The following is a 17551-nucleotide window of genomic DNA, read 5'->3' on the forward strand; positions in this document are numbered from 1 at the left end:
CACTCAGCACTTACCGTTAATTTATTTCTTCGTCATTGCTTCATCCCGTAGGGGTTTGCGAAGGATTTTGCCGACGTTTGATTTGGGGAGTTCGGCGCGGAACTCGACCAGCTTGGGCACTTTATAGGCCGTCAGGTTTTCTTTGCAGAAATCACGTACCTGATCTTCGGTAAGGGCGGGGTCTTTTTTCACCACAAACACCTTTACCGTCTCACCCGATTTTTCGTTGGGGATGCCAACGCAGGCTACTTCCAACACACCAGGGCATTGCGACACTACCTCTTCGATCTCGTTGGGATACACGTTGAAGCCCGACACCAGGATCATGTCTTTCTTGCGGTCCACGATCTTGAAAAAGCCATCGGCATCTTCCACACCGATATCGCCGGTTTTGAACCAGTCGCCTTCCATCACTTTGGCGGTTTCGTCGGGGCGGTTGTAGTAACCGCCAAACACCTGCGGACCACGCGCCCAGATTTCGCCGGGTTGTCCCAGCGGCGCTTCGGTACCGTCGTCGAGCACACATTTCATGTCGGTGCTGGGCCAGGGAACGCCGATGGTTCCCACGCGGGAGGTGCCATCAACGGGGTTTGAACACAGTACGGGCGATGTTTCCGAGAGGCCGTAGCCTTCGGCGGGGATGTTGCCGGTCATTTTTTGCCAGCGGTCGGCTACGCTCGTTTGCAGCGCCATACCCCCCGCCGAGGTCACTTTCAGGTGGCTCCAGTCCACTTCGTTGATGCGCGGGTGGTTCAGCAAGCCATTATAGAGCGTGTTGAGGCCCGTGAAGGCCGTAATCTTAAATTTCTTCAGATCATTGATAAACGCGTCGAGGTCGCGGGGGTTGGTGATAAGCAGGTTCATCGCCCCGCTCTTCAGTGCCGCCATGGCGTTGGTTGTCAGGGCATAGACGTGATACAGCGGCAGCGCAGCCACAATGATACCCTCACCAGCCGGCACCCCCGACGGGGCCATCCAGACGTCCTGCCCTTCTACGTTGGCCAGAATATTGCGGTGCGTGAGCGCGGCTCCCTTCGAGACCCCCGTAGTGCCACCCGTATATTGCACAAAGGCCAGGTCGGTGTTTTTGATCGTCACGGGCTTCATCGGCTGGCGGCCTCCCCGGCTCAGGGCGTCGTTGAACGAAACCGTGCCAAACAGGCTGTAAGCAGGAATCAGCTTCTTCACATACTTCACCACCGCATTTACGATCTGCTTTTTGGGGAACCCCAGCCGGTCGCCGAGTTCGGTCACGATTACGTGCTTAATGTCGGTTTGGGCGATGATCTTTTCGAGGTTGTGCGCGAAGTTGGCCAGGATCACGATGGCCGTGGCCCCCGAATCCTTAAACTGATGCTGCATCTCGCGCGGCGTATAAAGCGGGTTGGTGTTTACCACCACCATACCCGCCCGCAAGGCCCCAAACATGGCAATGGGGTATTGCAGCAAGTTGGGCATCTGAAGCACAATCCGGTCGCCGGGTTGCATACCGAGGTCGTTCTGTAGAAACGACGCAAACCGCTTCGACTGCTCGTCAACTTCGGCGAAGGTGATGGTTTTACCCAGACAGGCATAAGCCGGACGGTTAGCAAACCGACGGCAGCCGTCTTCGATCAGTGCTGCCAGCGACGGAAAGGCATCCGGATTTATTTCGGTAGGTACTCCCTTAGGGTAGAACTTGGTCCAGGGACGGGTTTGGGTCGGTGATTCCATGTAGAAGGAATTTACGACGTACGATTGACGAGCGGTCCGCCGGTGCGGACAGAGAAAACCCTAGCATCAGCAATGAATCGTAACCGCGGCGGCGGACCGCTCGTCAATCGTACATCGTAAATCAGTGTACGTTATCCAGCAAAAATACGATTTAAGCCAGAAAGGTTTGCCCACACAGGTTAAATATGGCTTAGAAGTAGGGTAGCACCAGTAAAGTGCTCACCATTGGCCACCCGCGAAAGTGATTTCGAATGGTTGTATTGTACACTAACCCGCCAACTTGACTACAACGTAATAACCTGCCGGATGGCCTCGGCGGTGGCCAGGCGGTCGAAGCCGGTGTTGATTTGGTCGAGGGGGAGGGTGTGGGTCAGGAGGGCATCGACGGGCAGGCGACCAGACTGGTAGAGGGCAATGTAAGCCGGAATGTCGCGGGCGGGGATGCAGCTGCCCAGGTAGGACCCCTGCAAGGTGCGCTCTTCGGCCACGAGTTTCAGCGGCGACAGGGCCATGCGTTTGTCGGGGTGGGGCAAGCCGCCCGTCACGGTTTTGCCACCCCGCGCCGTGGCGTTGAAGGTGAACTCCAGCGCTTCCACCACACCTGCAAACTCCAGCCCCACGTCTACGCCACCCCGTGTGAGTTCCTTTACCTGCTCCACAGCTGTCGGGTCGGCGGGATCGATGACGGCGTGGGCACCCAGAGCCAGCGCGCGTTGCCGTTTATCGGGGCTGATGTCGGCCACAATTACCTGACCTGCTCCACTAGCCAGCGCCCCCAGCAACGCCGCGAAACCGACCCCACCCAGCCCCGTCACCAGCACCGACTGCCCCAGCCGCACCTGCGCCGTGTTGACCACCGCCCCCACGCCCGTGACCACGGCGCAGCCAAACAGGGCCGCCACTGTAAAGGGCAGACTCTGGTCTATTTTCACCACCGAATGCCGCGACGCCACCACATATTCGGCAAAACCCGACACGCCCAGATGATGAAAAACAGACTGTACATTCTTGTCTGTCAGCCGCTTATGGCCACCCAGCAACGTACCCAGCGTATTGGCAGCAGCCCCCGGTTCGCACAGCGCCGGGCGACCCGCGATGCAGGGAGGGCAATACCCGCAGGTGGGTACAAACGAAAAAACGACGTGGTCGCCCACGGCCAGGCCCTGCACGCCGGGGCCGCATTCCACGATTTCGCCCGCCGCCTCGTGCCCCAGCGCCATGGGTAAGGGCCGGGGTCGGTTGCCCTCAATCACCGACAGGTCAGAGTGGCACAGGCCCGCTGCGTGGACTTTCACCAGGATCTCGTCGCGGCCCGGTGGTTGCAGGTCGAGCGTTTCGATGTGCAGAGGTTGGCTTTGAGTGTAGGGTCGCGAGAGGCCCATCTGGCGGAGCACCGCTGCTTTTGTTTTCATGGATAAGTGAACGTAGTAATAGGCTGATTAACAAATACATACATTACCTCTTGCTCGGCTGATGGTAAAGGCTTGAAGGGATTTGCTTCGGCTGCTTTTGCTTTGGCTGATGGTGAAGGATTGATAGGATTTAAGGGATTTCTTGCTGCGGCATAAAGAGGATTAGTAGGATCTTTTAGCCGCGTACCGCGTCTGTAAAGACCGCTTTAGCGGGCCATAAATCAGTGTTCAAATCCACCTGTACGCCACGGCAAGAAATCCCTTAAATCCTATCAATCCTTCACCATCAGCCAAAGCAAAAGCAGCCGAAGCAAATCCCTTCAAGCCTTTACCATCAGTCGAGCAAGAGGCATAAATAAATCACTCCTCTATCAAAATACGTCCCAGCAGCATTCTGAACGAATCCGGGATAGGGACGGGTCGGCGGGTTTGGCGGTTTACGTAGACGTGGACAAACTGACCCTGCGCGGAGGCTGTAATCTCGTCGTTTTTGAAAATACCCACCTCATAGTGCACACTCGACGTACCCAGTTTGCGGACCGCCAGCGCCGCCACCACCTTGTCGGGAAAGCTGACCGACGCCAGGTACGTGCATTGGGTGTCGATGACCAAGCCGATTACATCACTCGTTTGCGGATCGAGCGCGCCGTTTTCGACCAGAAACTGGTTGACCACAGTGTCGAACCAGCTGTAATAGACCACATTATTTACATGGCCATACACGTCGTTGTCCATCCAGCGGGTGGTGATGGGCAGGAAGTAGCGGTAGTTGCTTCGGTCTCTGGGCGGGGTGCGCATGGAAATGGCGTGACAGGGAAACGAGCATGAAACGTAGTTCAACCGGTCGTTTACCCGTCGGTTAATCCATACAAAACCCAAATCGTCGTAATTTTGTGGTATGTATAAGACCACCGAGATCACCTCCGCCGACATTGCGTCGGACAATCCCGTTCATCAGCGGCTGCTGTTTCCGTATACCGAAGCGGCCAAACGGGTGGGGGGCAATGTGCTCGAAATTGGCTGCGGCTGGGGTCGGGGGCTGCACCTACTCACCGAAGCCGCCGACCATTACACGGGTATCGACAAAAACGCCGACCTCATCAGCGCCCTCGGCAAAGCCTACCCCACCGCCAAATTCATCCAGGCTAATATTCCGCCCCTGAGCACCCTGCCCGACAATACGTTCGACTATATCGTGACGTTTCAGGTAATCGAGCACATCGAAGACGATGACCTGTTTGTGAAGGAGTGCTACCGGGTGCTGAAACCGGGCGGTAAGCTGCTGCTGACCACCGTCAACAAGACGTTTTCGCTCAGTCGCAACCCCTGGCACGTGCGCGAATACGTGGCCGACGAACTCAAAAACCTGATGGGTAAGTATTTCCCGACGGTGGAGACGCAGGGCGTGCACGGCAACGAAAAGGTGATGACCTACTACGCCCAGAACAAAGCGTCGGTGGCCAAATTCACCCGCTGGGACTTTCTGGATCTGCAACACCGCCTGCCCCGCCGCCTGCTGCAACTGCCCTACGACCTCATGAACCGCATGAACCGTAACCGCCTCCTCAACCAGGACAGCCTCGCCGCCCAAATCGACGTTACGGACTACTTCGTCAGCCAAGACCCGGCGGGGAGTCTGGACTTTTTTTATACGGGGGTGAAACTATAGTGGTGAGTGCTGAACGGTAAGTGGTGAGTTTGCTGCCGCCCACGTATTTGCTCTAGCGGCAGTGAACTCACCACTTACCGTTCAGCACTCACCACTATATTATATTTCTCTTCTTCGCATCGCCTTAACCGCATAGTCGGCGGCGCGGGCGGTGAGGGCGGTGAGGGCCATGTAGGTGAGGCTGGGGTTTTGGCAGGCTGAACCCGGATTACCCTGCCTGCCCCTCATTGCGCCGCCCAATATTCCCCAGCATCTGGTAGCTCATGTAGACCAGCAACAGGAGCACAACCGTAATGCCCGCCCAGAGTGCGTAGGCAGATAGTTTCGGCTTCTTGGCGGGGTTAGGTGTACTGCTGTCTGTGACTGGACCAACCGCAGCTACAGGCAAATTGGCAGGAAGTTTATCCTTGAAATAGGCCAGATCATACGTCGGCGGGGCGGCAGTTTTACTGCCAAACTGAAGCGTATATATACTGTCGGCCAAGAGGTTAGCTACAATATAGGTACTAAGCAAATCGGCCCGGATGGTGCCGATTTGCAGGGGTGGATCATTGGCGTTGGCGATGCGGATACAGAGTTTTTCGGTCAATACGCCCGGCAGTTGCAGCGTAGTATCGCCGGTTGAGCTGAGCGTGAAACCCACGGCTGACTCAAAGGAATGCTCCACCCGTTTCTGCCCCCGTTTGCGGGTAATGGTCTGCGTGAACACCTGCCCAAATTCGGCCCGTCGCCGGAAGAGCGCGGGGCTGCTTACCCGAATACGGAGCCTATCAATGCGGGCGGGTGTGGGCCGGTCGATGAACAGGTACGTGTGGTGATCACTACTGTCGCGCTGGATGAACCGCAGGCCGTCAACTGGCGTGTACTGCGCTGATACAGAAGGCCTTTGCGCGTAGCTACCCACCCGAATGATGTTGAGTGGTGCCGAGGTGGAGTCGGCCAGTTGAAGCCGGAGGTAGGGGTAGTCGGTGAGCGGAAACGAGATCGTTTCGGTATGCTCTATGCTGGTGTCGCTGCTGTGGCCGCCTAGCGTCAGGTTGTTGGTAAGCGCATACCAGGCGACACCATCGGGACTACCGCTCAGCGCGGCCGATTTCTGCACGGCGGCATTTTTCAGCACCACGCTCATGCTCCGAATGGGCCGCCCATCAGGTCGTTTCAGCAGCAACGTCCCCACCCCACCCCGACTTGTTTTGTTCACCACCGTAAACGGCGCAAACGACATACCCTCGCCGCCCGTTTGTTGCACCAGCAGGTAAGGCACCTCACGCTGCCGACGGTCATACAACCTCATGTCGCCCAACTGATCGTTGAGCCGCCCAAGCACATCCGGCGATAACATAATACGCTGATAGCCAGATGAAACCCCCGGTTTCACGTCCACTTTATAAGTAAACGACTGCGCAAAAACGGGGGTGGAAAGCAGGAGGAGAAAGAAGATCGTTTTCATAGGGGAGTACCCCACCGCTGCGGCGGACCGCCGCAGCGGTGGGGTGGGGTCATAATACTAGTTTCTTGATTCGTTGGTACATAAATGAGATGATGAGCAGAATGGCCCCTAGCGAGATAAACGCCAGGATACGGCCCCCTTCCGAGATGCCCCGGATGTCGTAGAAAAACAGCTTTAGCAGGGTTAAGGCAAACAGGCCGAGAGAGAGAACGCGGTAGTTGCGATTGTGCCGAACCAGGCCTACGTACATGAACGCAAAAGCACAAACACCCCACAAAATGGGCAAACCTACCTTAATGATCTGACGGATCAGCGCGTTGTAGTTGGCCATAAATACCCCCTGTTGCGCGGGGGTATGTGCCACTGGAGTTCCGGCAAAATGAACCGCTAACACGTTGGCACACAGCACCCAACTGAGGCTAAAAACGACAGTGAATACCAGAAACCAGGGCCAGACGGTTTCGAGCATGGGGGCGGTGGGCGTTAGCTGCGGCTTGGTTCGGAAGAGGCAATACAGGATGCCCGCCACCGCCAGCAAATTGACGTACTGGAAGACAAAGCCCACGCGGGTTGGCTCGGTGCCGACATAATAGTCATACACCAGGTTGGGCACAACGGGGGCAACGCCAAGCATATAGTAGCACAACGTCAGCACCCCCAGCACGGCGGCAGCCCACAGGCGCGGCAGGGAGGCATACCGCTGCACCGCGGCCAGCACCAGTAGGGCTACCAGCAGATTGTACGTCGCCAAAATCAGCATGGTGTTTGGCCCTAGTCCATAAGCCGCCACCAGCTGGTAACGCAGTTCGAGCAGGCCAACGAGGTAGGCCGTAGCCACCGTGGCGTAGCCAATAAACATGCGGTAGGGTGCCACGGCCAGTTCGCCCACCCAAAACGAAATGGGTTTGTCCTGCTTTCGTAGTAGCGCATACGTACCCGCCAGCCCCGCCACCGCCAGCAGGCCCGTGACAAATGCTTTGTTAAGCAAAATGGGTAGTACCGTGGCCGAATCGCCGTATAGCTTGCCCCAATCCATCAGCAAGCTAATGGCCATGAGCACCAGCACTACAACCGACCCCGTGGCGGGCACCCGCAGGCCCGACCGCTGACTGAGCCAGAGCAGCAGCACGGCCTCCAGCGCCCAGAACATGGTGATATAGTTGCCCTCCAGCTGCACCGGAATGGTCAGGCTGACGAACGTAATGACCAGCCCGATGAGCAAATACAGCAGCGTAGTATCGGCCGAGCGGCGGAACAGCAGGGCGGCATACCCGAAATTGATTACCCCCAGCACCAGCGTAAACAACCCCTGATACGCCCCCTTGTCGATGTGGGCCAGAATGGCCATGCCCGCCGCGTAGAACAGGGCCGTATTACTCAGAAACAGGGCGATATCTACTGCCGTAAACGTCGATTCGGAACGGAGACGGTCGAAGAGGTTGCGAATGACGAACACGGCGTAGAACAGGCTGGCGAACACCAATGCCCCCACATAGGGCGGGTTGGTGGCACTGCCCAGCACCTCGGCGGCAAGCCACGCACCAAAGAGCAAAATCGTGAAGCCATAGGCCACCCAGTGCACCAGGGGCCATTTTTTGAATGCCGACAGCACCAGCATGCCCCCGTCGAGGATGAGGATATACGTGAGCAGTACCACGTAATTGCCCTGCCCGCTGCTGACCATAAACGGCGTAGCAAAACCCCCGATAAGCGACATCACGGCCAGTTCTACGCGGTTGTAGGCTATAGACAAGGCCACGGCAAAGCCCGTGATGACCACCATAAGGGCAAAGGCCGCCGTCTGACTCAAGATCTTGTAGTCGGAGAAGGCAATGGCGATGGTGAAATAGAGTACCGACAAACCACCCGCCACCAGCACCGAACTAAAGGCGGCAAACCGGTTGCGGAGGCGGTGCGCCACGGCCAGCAGACCACCACCCGCCAACACACCAATGAGCACCCGGCCTATTTCGCCGATCCATTCCTGGGCAATGGCGTAGCGCACGAAATAACCGATGCCCGCCACCAGAATGGCAATGCCGATTTTGTTGATGAGGTTCTCGCCGATGAACTTCTCCATGTCGGGGTTTTCGGCCAGAAACCGCGCAAACCAGCCCGGTCCTTCTTCCACGGCTACGGGCGGCGGGGCCACCGGCGGCGGCCCGGGCGGTACGTTGGTAGGCAAGTCGGCCTTAGGCAAAAGGGGCGTTTCTGGCGTGGAAATGGCCATCACCGGCTCCGGTTCAGATACAGGTATGGGCGGTGCGGGCCTCACGGGCGGTGGCACGGCGGCGGGCAGGGGCACTGGCTTGGGCGGCGTGTATTCGCTGACGTAGGGCACTGCCGAAGGTGGTGTCTGCACGGCGGGCGGGGCTTTGTCAGGTGTCTTTCTAGTAATAATCAAGTCATTCCGCAACTGCCATAGGTCGTGGTGCTGCTGCTCGATAAGAATTTTCAGCGCGGCAAATTTCTGATGAATAAACAGGAACAGCCCAATCAGAATGAGGATGTAGAGACTTTCCATGGTGGTGAGAGGAGGGGTAGCAACAAAGCAAAGATGACTATTTCATGCACATGCGCAACCCAATGTTTAGCAGCGGGTAATTCACCCATACGTTCCGCTTTTTCCCGAAACCACAAACCGCCATGACACCTTCTCGCAGGGCATTTATCAAGACCCTCTCCACCGCCACGGCCCTGGCCACAACGGGGGGCATTCACACCGTTTTGGGCAACACGCCCAGCCTGGTGGGGGCACCCGCCTACATACCCAATCTGGTGGGCAACAGCCCCAACGACAAAATCCGGATTGCCACCATCGGCATGGGCATTCAGGGCAACTACGACACCATGGCCGCCCTCCGCAGCCCCGACGTAGAGCTGGTGGCCGTGGCAGACCTCTACGACGGTCGGCTGGAACACGCCAAAACGGCATTCGGCAAAGACAAGGAACTGTTCGCCACCCGCGATTTCCGCGAAATCCTGACCCGCCCCGACGTTGATGCGGTGCTGGTGGTGGTGCCCGACCACTGGCACGACCACATCACCATCGAAGCCCTGAAAGCCGGTAAGCACGTCTACTGCGAAAAGCCGATGGTGCAGCACATCAACGAAGGCAAACCCGTGATTGAGGCCTGGAAGAAATCGGGCAAGACCATGCAGGTAGGCAGTCAGCGCATCAGCAGCGCCTCGTTTCAGGAGGCCAAGCGCATGGTGCAGGCGGGCGACATCGGGCAGATCAACTACATCGAGTCGAACAACGACCGGTTCAACGCCATCGGAGCCTGGAACTACTCGGTGCCCCCTGATGCCTCGCTCACCACGCTGGACTGGGACAGGTTCCTGGGCGATGCGCCCAAACGGCCGTTTGACGCCAAGCGGTTTTTCCGGTGGCGCAACTATAAAGACTACGGCACCGGCGTGGCGGGCGATCTGTTCGTGCACCTCATCACGGGCGTGCATTTCGTGACCAATTCGCTGGGGCCAACGCGCATTTTCTCATCGGGGAATCTGGCCTATTGGAAAGATGGCCGCGACGTGCCCGACGTAATGACGAGCGTGATGGACTACCCCAAAACACCTGAACATGAGGCGTTTCAGATGGTGCTGCGGGTGAACTTCGCCAACGCGGGCAAGATCAGCAACGTGACGCGCATCATTGGCAACGAAGGGCAGATCGAGTTTTCGGAAGACAACCTCATCCTGACCAAAAAGAAGCTCCCCGCCGCCCCCGGCTACGGCGGCTACGACAGCTATTTCACCTTTACCGAACCCGTAAAGCAGCAGTTTAAGGAGCAGTACGATGCGCAGTATCCGCAGGAAACCCGCACCGCCGAACCCGTCAAAGAAGTCCGTTTCGACGCCCCCAAGAACGAAGACGCCCACACGGCCCACTTCACCGACTTCTTCAAAAACGTGCGGCTGGGCAGTCAGGGCACCATCGAAGACCCCGTGTTCGGCTTCCGCGCCGCCGCGCCCGTACTAGCCTGCAACGAAAGCTATTTCGACCAGAAAGTAGTGGAGTGGGACCCCGTCACGATGACCAAAAAAGGGCAGAGTGCCGCCGTGGCAGGTGGTACGAAAAGCAAAAAGAAACGCGCCTAATTGGTTGTAGCGCAGGCTTCAATCCGGGGCGAGCAGCCTGTGCTACAACCAATTAGGCACCTTACTGTTTCAGCACCAGTTTGCGCGTCACTTTTGTGTCTTGGCTAATCTGAAGCAAGTAGATGCCAGCTGGAAAGCGCTGTACGTCAATCTGTTGCCTCCCAGAAGCCAGCTCGCTAACCATCATCAGTTGCCCCGTTATGGAATACACATGAATCTGGGTTGGGTAGTTGCCAGGACTGACCACAGTAATGAATGTTGTTGCCGGATTGGGAAACACCGTCACTTCTGAACCAGGCGACTCTTCCGTGGCCGTGATGACGTACTGATATCCGGCAGACGGGGGGCTGGTACACCCGCTCTGAACCACCTGCACAGTGTATGTTCCTGCGGCTACCAGCGGCTGCGCCTGTCCCGTTGCTCCCGGCAACAGTACGCCATTTAGCAGCCATTGATTGCCGGTAGCCACGTTCGACAGCAGGCTAGTGGCGTCGCCACTGACAGTGATGACGGGACGAACGGGCAGCGGATTTATGGTGGCCGAAAACAGCCTTGCCTGCCCCGTATCGCAGGCATTGTAGGCGGCAACAGCCAGCGTGCTGAAGGCCGACACCGTCGTTACCGACGGGGGGCGCAACGCAATGATGGCTGTTCCCTGCCCGCTCACAACGGTCCAGTCAGTAGGTACAGTCCAGCGGTAACCCGTTGCCAGCGGCACAGCTGATACACTGTATGTCAGGGTGTTACCACTGCAAATAGTCTGACTGGCCAGTGTCGTCGGTTGATCGGGTGGGGTGCAGTTGATGATCGTCGTGACCTTCAGTTGCGTCAGCGACCAGTTGCGGTTGTTGTCCTGCGCCCGCAGGTAGAGCGTGTGACTGCCGGGCGTTGTTTTGTCTTTCGGAATAACAAACGCCAGCGACCCGTCGGCCCGCGTGGTCAGCGTGGTCGATGTTGCCTTACCAACGCCGGGGTCCGTGTCAAAGAAATAGTCTGCCGAAGTTAGGCTGGCTGCACCGTTGTTTTTGACCACCTCCACATTCCGCATGGTTGTGTGGCTCCACGACCCGTTGCTGTCTCTGGTGCGCATATACAGGATGTGATACCCGGCTGAGGCCGCCGACACGTCGAGCGTAAACGAAAAAGGACCGTCGGGCGAAGGTGTCACGGCCACGAGCGTGTTTTTCCCGAAACCGGCGTCGGTGTCTAAAAAGTACTCAAGCTGCACCACCGTCTGCGCGGCAGCAAACAGGGATAAACACAGCATACAGGCTGTTGCGAGAACCGTTTTCATAGACGGGCTATTTGATGGTTCTTGCTTTGATGCTGACGTTCATCCCGTTTGGCCCAGCCACCCCCGACGAGCTTATTTCGTAAATGACCGGAATGGGTGCCACCCCCGACAGCGTATATCGGCTGGTTACGGATAAACCCCCAAACGCCCCCCGGTCGGCCCCGTCCGAGCCGTTGTTGCTGCCGGGCGAGTTGGGTTTAAGCTGATAATCGCCGTCGGTAGTATTGGTGGCGGGGTCAACAAACAGCGTAGTAAAATCAGTGACGACAATGTTATTATTAGCTGTGCCGAATTGGTTGGGCGAACCCCCAATGTTGTAGGACACGTTGAGGTTAGAGCCGCCGTTGATGCTGACGTTGGCATTGGGGTTCTTCAGAATGTTGTTCTGAAACGACCCCACGTTCATTTTGATAGAAGGCTTACCAGCGATAGCAGGACAGTCGAATACGTTGTTGCGGCACTCCAGCATCGTGTAGCCATCCTGAAGGATGAGTGTTTTTTGGCAGATATTATTATTGAAAATCACATTGGCTGGAAAGCTGGCACTGTTGGCTTGCAATAAACTGCTGGTGTTTGAGCCAGCAAAAAAATTCTGGACAATACGGATGTCCGAGATACCATACGTCACGCCAATCTCATAATCAATCCGGCATCGTTTGATCAAAATGTTGCTCGTGTTTATGCTGATGCCCGCCGAATTTTTCCCTACGTGCAAACCAATTAATTGTGATCCTTCCGACCCTTTATTCAGATCAAAGCCAGCGATAATGGCCGCTAACACAGTAGTGGACGTAGCCGGATTTTCATCTAAAAAATAACCCGGTCCAATAACAATCAGTCGTTTATTCAGTACAGCACCCGCGTATAAATCTGGCGAACCTTCCAGATGAATCGTGTCGCCGGGCACCACTAGGTTTGAGTTGTTGGCGGCTTGCAGGGTAGTGAACGTGGCCGAGAATCCCCTGTTATTGACCCGCCAAATTTTGGCTTCGGCTTGTTGGGTGGCAAACGTACCCACCAGCGCGGTCAGCAGGAAAAAGTAGATCGTTTTCATAGTAAAAGTTGGTTAATGGTGTGGTCATCAGCTACGGCGTAGCCAGCTTGTAAGTGTTCAGGGTATTGCCCGTTTTTAGGTTCGCAGATGCCTGTGATAGATCCATCGAATTGTCGGAGACGGCACCGAGCACATATTCCAACCGCCCGCCCGATCCTGTAGGTTGCGGCGTCAGGCCGCTTAAAATCAGCCGATTATCGTTTTGCAGGGTATATTGTCCGGTGAAGGTGTTGCCGTCAACTTCGGTCAGCGTTACGGTGGGCGGCTTGCTCAGGTCGAGTCGGTAGCTGCCATAATTCCTGACGTTGCTGGTAGCCCCTTTCAAGAAGACCAGCGTACCGTTTTCGGTGGCACTCTGCACCGTCCAGACCTTCTTTATCCGGTCGGCGAGGGGCGCGGGTTCGGCCTTTTGGCAGGCCGTTGCGGTTAGCATCACAGCCAGTAGCAGAGGCAGCAGTTGCGTTTTCATGCCCTAAACGTAGCGGATGCGCTAGGCACCGTCAATCCCAATTGATTAACCGCTGGACATCACTTATTATCTGCCAGAAACCGGGTGATAACCGCTAAAGAGATTGACGCATAATCCGTTGATTGTCAGTCCGTTTTCCTATAGTTTTGATAGAATTAGCTTCTTATCCTATGCACCATGAAACATATATATAGCTTTTTGGTGGCCATTTTGCTTTGTTGTGGAACGGCCTATGCCCAACAATGGGAATTAGATTCGCTGCTGATTGCTTTGGGGAAGCACCCGCAGGATGACACGGTCAAACTTGCGCTGCTTATCGACATCGCATTCGACTATAGCGGTATTGATCCTGGTAAAGGAGTAACGATGGCAGACCGGGCCATTCTGCTGGCCAAAAAACTGAACGATAAAACTAAACTGGCAACGGCATACCTTCAGAAAGGACTTAATTACTCGTCAAAGGGCGAAGACAGTTTGGCCCTGATCCTGGATAAGGAGGCGTTAACCATCTACCGACAGATGGGATCCCGACAGAATATTGCCGCATCCCTGCACAACATAGGGATACTCTATTTCAATAAGTCCAACTACCTCGAAGCAATAAACTATCACCAACAGGCTGCGGACATATTTCGGCAGGTAAACGACCAGAACCGTTTGAGTAGCGCGCTTAATAGCCTGGCAGTTAACTATATGTATACGACCCAGTACCCGAAAGCACTGGAAAGCTATTTGGCCGTACTGACGATCAGAGAACAGATCGGCGACCGGGAGGGCACGGCAACGGCGTTGGGTAATATCGGGCTACTCTACAAGCGGATGGCAAACTATGCCAAGGCACTGGACTACCACACAAAGGCCCTGAAGCTGCTGGAACAGGGAGACAACCGATCTCATCTTGCCAACGTGCTGGGTAACATAGCCACTGTGTATGATTTTCAGGAAAAACCGGACAAAGCGCTTACGTATTATGCGCGGGCACTGGCTATCAACCAATCTATTGGTAACAAACGGGGTATTGCCTCCAACCTCGTCAATATCGGTATCGTGCATCACGACCAGGGTCGATATGCCCAGGCACTGCCTTATTTGCAGCAGGGGTTACCGTTATTCAGGCAATTAGGTGATAGGACTAATGAATCAATTGTACTGGATTACCTGGGCGACTGGTATGCTAAGGCCCCTGACAACTTGTTGCGACAGCAGGGTATTTCGCCCGCCCAACGGTACGAACAGGTGGTTGCTTACCAACGGCGCGAGTTACAACTGGCGCGAGAAATCGGTGCGCTCGACTTACAGGCTGATGCCTGGGAGCGGATCAGCCAGACCTATAAGATGAACAAACAGTATGCCCGCGCTTTAATGGCTTACCAACGCAGCGTTACGCTTCGCGACAGCGTGATGAATGACGAAAAACGGGCAGAAATCACCCGGCAGGAAGTCCGCCATACCTTCGAGAAAAAGCAAGCCGTTCTCAACGCCCAACACACTGCCGAGATCAAACAGCAGCAGACGCAGCGCAATGCCGCTTTGGGTGGTGGTGCGTTAGTGTTATTGGCCGGGGCCGGTGGGTTTTTGTCGTTCAAACGCCGGCGTGAGGCGGAGCAACAGCGCAACGAAGCCGAACTAAAAGCCGAGATTGCCAGCACGGAGATGAAGGCACTCCGGGCGCAGATGAACCCACATTTCATCTTTAATTCGCTCAATTCGATCAGCGATTTTATCGGTAGAAACGACACCAAAACCGCCGACTATTACCTGGCTAAATTCGCCAAACTGATGCGGCTGATTCTTGAAAACTCGGAGAAAAGAGAGATACCCCTGGCCGACGATCTTCTGGCGCTTAACCTCTATATGCAACTGGAAGCCATGCGACTGCGCGACGGGTTTACCTATCAGATTCTGGTTGATGACGACATCGACCCCGCCGACACGCTGGTGCCGCCGCTACTGCTTCAGCCCTTCGTTGAAAACAGCATCTGGCATGGGCTGGCGCATAAACCGGAGCAGGGTCATATCCTGGTACATATCTGCAAAGAGGGCGACATGCTGACGTGCATCGTGGAAGACAACGGCGTTGGTCGCCACCGGACGGCGGAAAACGCGGCGGGTCAACCAGACACAAAATCGCTGGGCATGACCATCACCAACGCCCGCATTGCCATGCTGAACCAGCGCAAACAGGCCAACGCCGCCGTAGTGCTGTCTGACCTGCCCGCAGGAACGCGGGTGGCCGTGAAACTGCCCCTTGAACTCAGTTTTTAGCCCCACGCCATGACCCGGGCCATTCTCATCGACGATGAACCGCATTGCCTTGAGCGGTTGAGCCAGTTGCTGGCCGAATATTGTGCCGCAACGGTGCAGGTGGTGGGCAGGGCGCAGTCTGTAGAAGAAGGTATTCAACTCATTAACACGGTGCGGCCCAGCCTGATTTTTCTAGATGTGCAGTTGCACGAACAGACCGGATTCGACCTGCTCCGGCAAATCGAACCTGTTCGGTTTTCTGTTATTTTCACCACGGCCTTTGATCGATACGCCGTGCAGGCTTTTAAATTTAGTGCCCTGGATTACCTGCTGAAGCCCATTGACCCCGACGACCTGCAACAGGCCGTGGCTAAACTGACCAGCAAACCCCCGCCCGATTTGTCGGGCCAGCTCGATGCCCTGCTCCATAACCTACAGCAGCAACAGGAAACCCACCGGCGTATTTGTGTACCCGTATCCAGCGGGTTTGTCTTTCTGGCCGTAAACGACATTATCCGCTGCCAGAGCGATGGTAACTACACCACGATCTTTCTGAAAAACAACCAGAAACTGGTGGCGGCCAAAACCCTTAAAGAGTTCGACAAATTGCTGAGCGACGCCCATTTTTTCCGAATTCACCAATCGCACCTCATCAACCTGGCCTACCTGAAAAGCTACCAGAAAGGCGCGGGCGGCTCTGTCACCATGATTGACAATACGGAACTGGACGTATCGACCCGCCGGAAAGACGATTTCCTGAAACGGATGCTGAGTCGTTAATGATAAGGTTCGACCTAGCTCATATCTGCCTGCTACGGATAACGTTATGGCAGTAAAAGCCGCTTCTGCTTCTGGATGGGAAAATAACGGGAGTCATGCTAGGGGTCCAGCGGGTCGTAGGGGTCCAGGTGCAGGCTTTCCAGGGTCGGGTAAAATTCCACGTCGTGGGGTGAGATGCGGTGCTTGTCGCGGTAGGGTAAATAGCCCAGTTCGCGCTGATTACGCATATCGAAAGCCGCGTTGTCCACGTAATCGGTCTGGCTTTTGGTCGACACCATTACGCACTTTTTGTCCATGGGCACGCCGTAGCGGATGAGCAGGCGGTTGGCATTGCGGAAGTTGGTGGTAGTGTGGCGGGCGTGGGGGTCGATGATGATGGCGGCTTCGGGCAGTTGCCCCTGCTGCATCAGGTAGCGTTTCATCTCCACGGCTTCGGCATACGGCCCACGGAACGGATAGCAATACCCACCGCTGACCACAATAAACGGTGCCCAGCCCGCCCGGTACCGTGCCGCCACCAGATCGAGCCGCATTTTGTTGAGCGGACTCAGCGGCGTAGTGGTCAGTTCGGGGCCGCTGCCCGGCACCATAATAGCGGCGTAGCGGTAGTTTTTCCAAACCGTTTTGCCCACGCTATTTGCCGCCGCCCGGTTGTCGCGCTGGGCCATGGGTTCATGGCGGGCGGGTTCGTCGCGGTCGTTGGCGTCCATGAGTTGCCGCGCCACGGCCAGCGACGGCTGGTAGGCAAGCGTGAGGCTGTCGGCGCGTTCGGCCAGCACGGCAAACATATCTTTCAATACTGTCCGGTAGGTGCGTCCGTTGACGGGGTAATTGGCCGAATCGATACGGGGATAGCGAAGTTTTTTACCCAGCCCATACTGGTCGATGATGTAGTTAATGCCCACCACATACTGCCCCCACGCCCGCGCCAGCAGTTCCCGATTGGGCAGGCCCACAAACCGCTGATACGCACCCGATGGCCGCAGATGACCATCCACGAGTTTGTCAAACGCGGGCCGGTGCTGGTCATAGAGCCGACCCATGGCCACCTGCAACCGAACCGAATCGGCCGGTGCCCAGCGGAAGCCCGTCACCAGCGATACCGGCGACCGGCAGGTGTCGGCCACGTGGGCGTTGATCAGCCCGACCCGTTCGCGCCAGATAGCCAGCAGCTCCGTATCTTTCGCAACAAATCGCTGTATATCAGCAGATTGACCAATAACCGTAAGCAGATAAAATTGCTTGTCGGCCACTATATCGCCCGAACTGAGAGGTCGGTAGGTACGCTGATAACCCGTCGGCGTTTGGGCGTAACCTGTGTAACAAACCAGCCAAAGGCCTAGCAACAGCGCGTTTTTCATG

Annotated in this window: 14 protein-coding genes; 4 read left to right on the forward strand and 10 right to left on the reverse strand. The window is 56.2% G+C overall.

All coding sequences use genetic code 11. From position 1 onward, the window contains the following. Positions 1-21 precede the first annotated feature (21 nt). From J2I48_RS25605 to J2I48_RS25615, 3 genes are all read right to left on the reverse strand, one after another. The gene (locus J2I48_RS25605) at positions 22-1713 is read right to left on the reverse strand and encodes an AMP-binding protein (RefSeq protein WP_207338376.1); all 1692 of its coding nucleotides are present in this window, start codon (positions 1711-1713) and stop codon (positions 22-24) included. 284 nt (positions 1714-1997) lie between these two features. After that, a complete protein-coding gene (locus J2I48_RS25610) occupies positions 1998-3125 on the reverse strand; it encodes a zinc-dependent alcohol dehydrogenase family protein (protein ID WP_207338377.1) in 1128 nt (375 codons plus the stop codon). A 360-nt stretch (positions 3126-3485) separates the two neighbouring features. Then, complete coding sequence (locus J2I48_RS25615) at positions 3486-3923, reverse strand: acyl-CoA thioesterase (RefSeq protein WP_207338378.1); 438 nt, start codon at positions 3921-3923, stop codon at positions 3486-3488. A gap of 100 nt (positions 3924-4023) precedes the next feature. Between J2I48_RS25615 and J2I48_RS25620 the strand changes: the two genes are divergently transcribed. Continuing rightward, positions 4024-4794, forward strand: a complete 771-nt coding sequence (locus J2I48_RS25620) for a class I SAM-dependent methyltransferase (RefSeq protein ID WP_207338379.1) — start codon at positions 4024-4026, stop codon at positions 4792-4794. A gap of 99 nt (positions 4795-4893) precedes the next feature. Here J2I48_RS25620 and J2I48_RS28520 read toward each other — a convergent pair whose 3' ends face one another. Genes J2I48_RS28520 through J2I48_RS25630 form a run of 3 tightly spaced genes read right to left on the reverse strand, consistent with a single transcriptional unit; the run spans position 4894 to position 8768 of the window. Next, complete coding sequence (locus tag J2I48_RS28520) at positions 4894-5022, reverse strand: hypothetical protein (protein ID WP_262899110.1); 129 nt, start codon at positions 5020-5022, stop codon at positions 4894-4896. Next, the gene (locus tag J2I48_RS25625; RefSeq protein WP_207338380.1) at positions 5003-6244 is read right to left on the reverse strand and encodes a hypothetical protein; all 1242 of its coding nucleotides are present in this window, start codon (positions 6242-6244) and stop codon (positions 5003-5005) included. The genes J2I48_RS28520 and J2I48_RS25625 overlap by 20 nt, the downstream gene beginning before the upstream one ends. Before the next feature lie 49 nt (positions 6245-6293). Further along, positions 6294-8768 (reverse strand): DUF2339 domain-containing protein, encoded by a 2475-nt coding sequence (locus tag J2I48_RS25630; protein WP_207338381.1) that lies wholly within the window; start codon positions 8766-8768, stop codon positions 6294-6296. 122 nt (positions 8769-8890) lie between these two features. Here J2I48_RS25630 and J2I48_RS25635 point away from each other — a divergent pair, with 122 nt between their 5' ends. Then, entirely contained in the window at positions 8891-10348 is a 1458-nt protein-coding gene (locus J2I48_RS25635; protein WP_207338382.1) for a Gfo/Idh/MocA family protein, read from the forward strand. Between the two features lie 61 nt (positions 10349-10409). Here the strand turns inward: J2I48_RS25635 and J2I48_RS25640 are convergent, their stop codons facing one another. Genes J2I48_RS25640 through J2I48_RS25650 form a run of 3 tightly spaced genes read right to left on the reverse strand, consistent with a single transcriptional unit; the run spans position 10410 to position 13165 of the window. Further along, on the reverse strand, positions 10410-11642 hold the full coding sequence (locus tag J2I48_RS25640; RefSeq protein ID WP_207338383.1) for a T9SS type A sorting domain-containing protein: 1233 nt from the start codon (positions 11640-11642) through the stop codon (positions 10410-10412). A gap of 7 nt (positions 11643-11649) precedes the next feature. Further along, positions 11650-12696 carry a hypothetical protein gene (locus tag J2I48_RS25645; protein ID WP_207338384.1) on the reverse strand — a complete coding sequence of 349 codons (1047 nt, stop codon included), beginning with the start codon at positions 12694-12696 and terminating at the stop codon, positions 11650-11652. Positions 12697-12727: 31 nt separating this feature from the next. After that, complete coding sequence (locus J2I48_RS25650; RefSeq protein WP_207338385.1) at positions 12728-13165, reverse strand: hypothetical protein; 438 nt, start codon at positions 13163-13165, stop codon at positions 12728-12730. Between the two features lie 177 nt (positions 13166-13342). Between J2I48_RS25650 and J2I48_RS25655 the strand changes: the two genes are divergently transcribed. Next, complete coding sequence (locus J2I48_RS25655) at positions 13343-15430, forward strand: tetratricopeptide repeat protein (RefSeq protein ID WP_207338386.1); 2088 nt, start codon at positions 13343-13345, stop codon at positions 15428-15430. 9 nt (positions 15431-15439) lie between these two features. Next, the gene (locus tag J2I48_RS25660) at positions 15440-16189 is read left to right on the forward strand and encodes a LytR/AlgR family response regulator transcription factor (RefSeq protein ID WP_207338387.1); all 750 of its coding nucleotides are present in this window, start codon (positions 15440-15442) and stop codon (positions 16187-16189) included. A 98-nt stretch (positions 16190-16287) separates the two neighbouring features. Here J2I48_RS25660 and J2I48_RS25665 read toward each other — a convergent pair whose 3' ends face one another. After that, the gene (locus J2I48_RS25665) at positions 16288-17550 is read right to left on the reverse strand and encodes a YdcF family protein (RefSeq protein ID WP_207338388.1); all 1263 of its coding nucleotides are present in this window, start codon (positions 17548-17550) and stop codon (positions 16288-16290) included. Position 17551: the final 1 nt, after the last annotated feature.

This window comes from Fibrella aquatilis (assembly GCF_017353255.1).
Taxonomy (GTDB): Bacteria; Bacteroidota; Bacteroidia; order Cytophagales; family Spirosomataceae; genus Fibrella; species Fibrella aquatilis.